Genomic DNA, 6,648 nt, shown 5'->3' with positions numbered 1-6,648 from the left:
GGTGGGTAGGGTGAATCGTCATGACCACCGGGCGGACTGGCCGGCGCGTGGACGCGCGTGGGCTCGGTGCTGCGCGGAAGCGCCGGGGTGGGCGGCACAGCCGGAAGAAGTCGTACAAGGCGCAGTGGTTCTCGGTGACCGCGTTGGCGGTGCTGGGGACGGTGATGGTGGCGCATCCGGACGCGGTGGATCGGCGGAGCCTGGCGTCCGAGGTGGTCGCGGGGATGGCCGCGCCGGCCACCGAGGCGCCGTACGCCGCGCCGGCACCGACGCCCGTGATCGCGCCGACGCAGAAGTTCACCACCCCGTTGCGGCCCGCGCCGACGTTGACGCGCCCGCCGAAGGAGGCGAAGCCGAACTACTCGGTGTCGAGTGGCAAGCTCGCGGTGGTGCCGGGGTCGGACAAGGCGACCGGCGTGCGCGACAAGCTGACGTACCGGGTCGAGATCGAGCAGGGGCTGTCAGTGAACGGGCCCGCGGTCGCGGCGATCATCCACACGACGCTGACCGACAGCCGCGGCTGGCAGGCGATCCACCCGGTGAACTTCGAGCGGACCGACAATGTCGACGCCGACCTGCGGATCATCCTGGCCACGCCGACCCTGACCGACAAGCTGTGCCTGCCGCTCGACACCGGCGGTGAGGTGTCCTGCCGGGTCGAGGACCGGGTCGTGCTGAACGCGAAGCGCTGGATGTACGCCGTCCCGGCGTACTCGGGGAACATCGCGCTCTACCGCAGCTACCTGGTCAACCACGAGGTCGGGCACGCGCTCGGCCACGGGCACTCCACCTGCTCCAAGGCGAAGACTCCCGCGCCGGTGATGATGCAGCAGACGAAGGGTCTCGGCGGCTGCCTGCCGAACGCCTGGCCGACGGTCAAGGCGACCTGAGCGCAGCACCCGTTCGTGAGAAGCTGAGTCCGAGGGGAGGGAGCAGCGATGTCCTCACAGGATTTCCCGACGTACGGACGGGGCGAACAGCCCGAGCAGGGTGAGCAGGAAGAGCACCACTACTACGCTCCGCCTTCCCCGTACGGCGGCAGCACGTACGGCGCCCCGCCGCACCCGCAGGCCGGGCCGGGCCCGTACGCCCAGCCCCAGCCCTACGGCACGCCCCCGCAGGCACCGCAGGGCCAACCCGGTGCCTACACCCAGCCGCCGAACTACCGCCCCGGCAACCCGTACGGCCCAGCTGCCCATCCGCAGCAGCACGAGCTCCCGCAGTACGGCCGCGAGCTGCCGGTCGCGCCTCGCGATCCGCGCGCGGCCCGGGTCATTCTGCTCGCAACGATCATCGCCGCGGTCTACGGCCTGCTCGTGCTCTCGGTCCAGCGGGTCGCGCTCCGCGAAATCTCGCAAGCCCCCGGCTCACCGCTCAACCATCCGCTCCGTACCGACGTCATCGACACCATCGGCCAGTTGCTGCTGCTCCTGGTCGGAGCGGCCGCGATCGCGATGTGGGCGCGCGACATCCTCGCCCGGCGCAAGGTCGGCCGGGAGCTGGACCCGGTCGAGCTGGGCGGCCTGCTCCTGGTCGGGGTGGGACTGATTCCGATCCTGATCTGGGCGGTGATGGTGCTGTCGACCGGCATGGGCGCGATCGACGACTCGCTCGACCGGCTGCCGACGGCGTACGGCTGGGGCGGCATCGGCCTGCTGATCCTCGCGGTCGGATTCCTCCTCGGCTACCGCGAGCTGAAGCCGCCGGCCGGCAACCCGGTCGTCCAGGGCCCGCCGGCCCGGGCGCCCTGGGAGTGAGCATCCCGGTCGTCCTGGTCCCTGGACTCGGCCTCGGGCCCAAGTCGTACGCACCCACGGTCGAGCACCTGACCACGCCGTACGACATCGTCACCCTGCCCGGGTACGGCGAACCGGCCGGGCCCGGCGACGACCTGCGTCCACAAGCCCTGGGTACGGCGGTCGCCGACAGGATCCGGGAACGATCGGTCCTGGTCGGCCACTCGGCCGGCGCCCAGATCATCGTGGAGACGGCGGTCGCCCATCCCGAGCTCGTTCACTCGCTGGTTCTGATCGGGCCGACCGGAGACGTGGGCTCGGTGAGCTGGCTGGACCTCGCGGCCCGCTGGTTCAGCTCGGCCGTCCCGGAGTCGCCGCGGCTGATCCCGGCTCTGGTCCCGCAGTACGCCCACACGACGTTCCGCTCGATCGCCCGGGCGGGTGAAGCGGCCAGGCGCCACGACCTGGTCGGAGTCATCACCCGGGTGCAGGCACCGATGGTGATCGTGCGCTGCCGGCACGATCACCTGTGCCCGGCCGAGTGGATGGAGCGGCTCGCCGCGCTCACCGGCGCCGAGGCCCGGACCCTGCTGACCGGCTCCCACATGCCGGTGCTGACCAACGGTCCGGAGCTCGCCGCGCTCATCCAGCGGGCAGCGGCCGCACCCGGTCCGGCCTGACGCGCTATCGTTGACGCGGTAACAACACCTGCGGGAGCTCGCACCAAGCGCGGGCTGAGAGGGCGACGCCGGGTCGCCGACCGCCTGAACCTGACCGGGTAATGCCGGCGTAGGGAGCGGGTCGATCATGACCAGTACTGCTGTTCGTCCCACCAGCACGACCGAGGCACCGCTCGTCCTCACCACGGACGCACCGCGCACCCTCGGCTTCTTCGACCAGTTCACCCTTTGGGGGAACCTGGGGATCTCCCTGTTCGGCCCGGTGACCGGTGCGCTCGTCGCGGCGTACACGGGGTCGCTGGCGCAGGGCCTGCTCGCCGTCGTGATCGGCTGCGGGATCGGTGCGCTCGTGCTTGGCGGCGCCGCCGTGTTCGGTTCGCACACCGGGGCGCCGGCGATGGCGAGTCTGCGCGGGCTGTTCGGCCGGCGCGGCTCGATGGCGCCGACCGTGCTGAACATCGCGCAGAACGTCGGCTGGGCGACGATGGAGATCATCGTCATCTCCCAGGCCGCGGTCGCGGTAACGAGCGAGCGCTGGCGCTGGCTGTTCGTCGTCCTGGCCGGGGTGATCGCGACGGTGATGGCGGTCCGGCCGCTCGGCAGTGTGAAACTGCTGCGCAAGTTCATGGTCTGGCTGGTGCTGATCGCGTCCGTGTACCTGTTCGTCCAGGTGCTCAGCAAGCCCGTGCAACCGCTGCCGCAGGACAGCGTCTTCGGCTTCTGGCCGGGCGTCGACCTCGCCGCGGCAGGCGTGGTGTCGTTCGCGCCGCTGGCCGCGGACTACACCCGGCACTCGCGGACGAACAAGGCCGCCTTCGCCGGATCGGCGCTCGGCTACGGGATCGCGGCGGTCATGTACTACACCCTCGGTGTGTTCGCCGTGGCGACACTGGGGACCAACAGCGAGGACGTGATCACCGCCCTCGTCACCCTGCCCGCCGGTGCGATCGCGTTGTTCGTGCTGCTGGTGGACGAGGTCGACGAGGCGTACGCGAACGTCTACTCGACCACGATGGCCGCGCACAACCTGGTCGGCCACATCGACCGGCGCTGGCTCTCGGTCGCGATCGGGGCGGTCGCCACCGGCCTCGCGCTGTTGGTTGACCTGGGCAACTACACGCAGTTCCTCTACCTGATCGGGTCGGTCTTCGTCCCGCTGTTCGCGGTCGCGATCGCCGACTTCTTCGTGGTCAGCAAGATGAACTGGGACGTCTCGGGTACGGCGCGGTTCCGCTGGCAGCCCGCGGTCGCCTGGCTGATCGGGTTCGTCGCTTACCAGGTGGTCAACCCCGGCACGGTGTCCGGCTGGTCGCCGTTCTGGCTCGACCTGCAGCAGTGGATCTTCGGCAACCGGCCCGTTCCCGGCTGGCTCGGGGCGACCTACACGTCGATCGTGGTCTCGATGCTGGCCGCGATCATTCTGGGCCGGATCGGCCGCCGATCGCTGGACAACTGACCCGGAGTAACCGGGATACTTGCGCAATGCTGAACTCCGCACTGCGCAGCCGGGCCGAGTACGCGGAACTCGGGGCCGACGGGCTGGCCGCGCGCACCACGCCCGAGCGGGACGCGGCGATCGTCGAGGCCGTCGAGGAGTTGCTCGAGGGCCGGGAGTCGGTGCTCGACCTGTGCTGCGGGTACGGGCGGATCGCGCTGCCGCTGCGCCGGGCCGGCAAGGTCGTCCACGCCCTCGACATCTCGCCGAACCTGATCGAGGCCGGCCGGGCGAAGGCGGCCGAGGAGGACCTGTCGATCGACTGGGCGATCGGCTCGATGACCGACCTGCCGTACAAGTGGGACGCGTTCGACGCCGTCATCTGCCTGTGGACGGCGTTCCACGAGCTGTTCGCCGAGGACGAGCAGGTGTCAACGATCTGCGAGATCTCCCGGGTGCTGAAGCCGGGCGGGGTGGCGATCGTCGAGGGCCCGGTCTGGGGCCCGGCGACCGCCGCCGAGATCGCCAACGGGATGCGCCAGGGGCCGGAGCACCGGATCGTCACGACCGAGCATTTCGGTGGCAGCAGCGTGCACTTCATCCACGACGAGATCAGCTACGGCCGGCTCTGCGCCGCCGCCGGGATCGAGGACTACAAGATCTACAAACGCGACTGGGGCGGCCGCCGCCGCCTCATCCTGGAGATCCACCAACCCGGCGCTGGCTGACACGTCAGGAATTCATCTCACCGATCCCAGATCCCTTCCGGGCAAGGGAAAGACAAGAAGCAGATCCCCACTCCACACTGGGGATCTGCTCCTTTGTTCTTTCAGTGTAAATCCATTCTCGATGGCGCGGAAAAATCAGCTTTTTGCTTCGAGATTCAGCAGGAAGCGTTTCGCGTCCAGGCCGCCCGCGTAGCCCGTGAGCGCGCCGCTCGAGCCGATCACCCGGTGGCAGGGCAGGACGACGCACACCGGGTTCCCGCCGAGCGCCGTACCGACGGCCCGGGCCGCCTTCGGCTTGTGGAGCTCGCCGGCCAGTTCGCCGTACGTCGTCGTCCGGCCGTAGCTGGTGTACGTCGGCAGGTCGGTGAGCACGAGTCGCTGGAACGGCGTCGCCAGCGCGAGGTCCACCTCCAGGTCGAACTCGTGCCGTCGCCCGGCCAGGTACTCGTCCAGTTGCCGTCGTACGTCGTCCAGCGGCCGGGGCTGGCGGAGTACGCGCGTGGACACGGCCCGGGCGAGGCGGTTGGTCATGGTCTCCTCGTCACCGAAGGAACTGGCCACCACGCGGCCGTTCGCGACCGCGAGCAGCATCGTGCCGATCGGCGTGTCGTGCAGGGTGTAGGCGACGTCGGCGGTCGGGAAGACCGGTGGCTTGAGGTCGGGTGCGGTGAGCCGGGACAGCCGGCTCTCGAGGTCATCCATGGTGTACTCCGAGTTTGGTGCGCAAGGTCGCGAGCGCGTCGCTGACGAGTCGTCGGGACGCGGCCGGCGTGGTGTCCAGGGCGGCGGCCACACCGTGGTGGTCGAGGTCGCCGACGTACTTGAGCGTGATGGCGAACCGCTGACGTTCGGGGAGCTCGTTGACGGCCCGCCAGAGGTCCGGGTCGGGCCAGTCCGCGGCGTCCGGGCCGTCGACCGCGACCGCCGGGGCCTCGTCGAGCGGGCGCTGTGGTCTGCGGGCCCGGTGCAGGTCGGTCGCGCACCGGGCGGTGATGGTCAGGAGCCAGCTGCGGAGGTTTTTCGCCGAGGTCAGCCCGGAGTAGGCGGCGAACGCCTTCTCCCAGGCGCGCTGGGCCACGTCGTCGCCGTCCACCGGCCCGGCCAGAGCGCGCGCCAGTCTCGCCACGTCCCGCCAGTGCGCGTCGACCAGCGCCTGGAAGGGCGGCAGCGAAACCGTCTTGTCCGGAGCCATCACGCAAGTAGAACGCATCGGCCCCGGGAGATGTGAGTCCGGATCCCGAGACTGTGCAGTTACTCAGTAGCCTCAGAGAAGATGGCTGACATGGATGCCGAGTGGTGCTGCCCTCCGGTCTGGCGCCCACCCAGGTCCGCCCGGACCCCACCAGGTGGCGGGGCCGGCGCCCGGGCTGTCAGTTCACCCGGACCACCAGCTTGCCGACGGCCCCGCCGTCCTGCATGACGCGGTGGGCCTCGCCGATCTCGTCCATCGCGAACACGCGCTCGACCCGGACCGGGAGCTTGCCCTCGGCAACCAGATCGACGTACCGCTGGAACGCCTCGACGGGCAGGTCGCTGCTCTCCCCGCCGTACGCCGTCAGCCGGACGCCGTTCGGGAGGTAGCCGATCGGGTAGAAGTCGGGGATCGTCCAGTTGTCGCTGAGCATGCCGGTGAAGCAGACGGTGCCGTGGACCGCCGTCGCCCGGAGGGTGTCCGGCAGGACGTTCGTCCCGACCAGTTCGAGGGCCGCGTCCACGCCCTCGGGAAGGATCTCCCGGACCTGGGCCGCGACGGTGCCGTCATCAACGATCGGATGGTCGACGCCGAGGTCGCGCAACACCTCCGCTCGCTGGGGATCTCGGGTCGTCGAGAACACCGTCAGTCCGTGTTCCTTGGCGATTGCGGCCGCGGCGACACCGACGGACGACGTACCGCCACGAACGAGCAGCGTCTGCCCGGGCCGGATCGCCAGCCCGGTGTGCAGCGACCCGTGCGCCGTCTGCAGCATCTCCGGCAGTGCTCCGAGCGTGGCCCAGTCCAGGTCGGTCCGCACGGGGATGACGGACGACACCGGTACGACGGTGTACTCGGCGTACCCGCCGTCGTACTC

At 70.2% G+C, this 6,648-nt stretch carries 8 protein-coding genes and 1 riboswitch; of the genes, 5 read left to right on the top strand and 3 right to left on the bottom strand.

The annotated features are described in order from the left end of the window. Positions 1-20 precede the first annotated feature (20 nt). The 5 genes from E1218_RS34405 (at position 21) to E1218_RS34385 (ending at position 4,579) form a co-directional block, all read left to right on the top strand. Positions 21-890 (top strand): DUF3152 domain-containing protein, encoded by an 870-nt coding sequence (locus E1218_RS34405; RefSeq protein ID WP_132327225.1) that lies wholly within the window; start codon positions 21-23, stop codon positions 888-890. Between the two features lie 48 nt (positions 891-938). Continuing rightward, entirely contained in the window at positions 939-1,757 is an 819-nt protein-coding gene (locus tag E1218_RS34400) for a hypothetical protein (RefSeq protein ID WP_132327224.1), read from the top strand. Next, a complete protein-coding gene (locus tag E1218_RS34395; protein ID WP_132327223.1) occupies positions 1,754-2,416 on the top strand; it encodes an alpha/beta fold hydrolase in 663 nt (220 codons plus the stop codon). The genes E1218_RS34400 and E1218_RS34395 overlap by 4 nt, the downstream gene beginning before the upstream one ends. A 20-nt stretch (positions 2,417-2,436) precedes the next feature. After that, a riboswitch (TPP riboswitch) is annotated at positions 2,437-2,549 on the top strand. After that, a complete protein-coding gene (locus E1218_RS34390) occupies positions 2,544-3,872 on the top strand; it encodes a purine-cytosine permease family protein (protein WP_132327222.1) in 1,329 nt (442 codons plus the stop codon). (Overlaps the previous riboswitch by 6 nt.) Before the next feature lie 26 nt (positions 3,873-3,898). Continuing rightward, a complete protein-coding gene (locus tag E1218_RS34385) occupies positions 3,899-4,579 on the top strand; it encodes a class I SAM-dependent methyltransferase (protein WP_132327221.1) in 681 nt (226 codons plus the stop codon). Positions 4,580-4,714: 135 nt separating this feature from the next. Here E1218_RS34385 and E1218_RS34380 read toward each other — a convergent pair whose 3' ends face one another. From E1218_RS34380 to E1218_RS34370, 3 genes are all read right to left on the bottom strand, one after another. Continuing rightward, a complete protein-coding gene (locus E1218_RS34380) occupies positions 4,715-5,281 on the bottom strand; it encodes a methylated-DNA--[protein]-cysteine S-methyltransferase (RefSeq protein ID WP_132327220.1) in 567 nt (188 codons plus the stop codon). Then, complete coding sequence (locus E1218_RS34375; protein ID WP_132327219.1) at positions 5,274-5,771, bottom strand: RNA polymerase sigma factor; 498 nt, start codon at positions 5,769-5,771, stop codon at positions 5,274-5,276. Before E1218_RS34375 ends, E1218_RS34380 begins: the two co-directional genes overlap by 8 nt. Positions 5,772-5,949: 178 nt before the next feature. Continuing rightward, a partial coding sequence (locus E1218_RS34370; protein ID WP_132327218.1) for a zinc-binding dehydrogenase occupies positions 5,950-6,648 on the bottom strand: 699 nt, incomplete at its 5' end.

Source organism: Kribbella turkmenica, from assembly GCF_004348725.1.
GTDB lineage: Bacteria > Actinomycetota > Actinomycetes > Propionibacteriales > Kribbellaceae > Kribbella > Kribbella turkmenica.
Note: the sequence above shows the minus strand (reverse complement) of the source record. Positions and strands in the feature narration are given on the sequence as shown.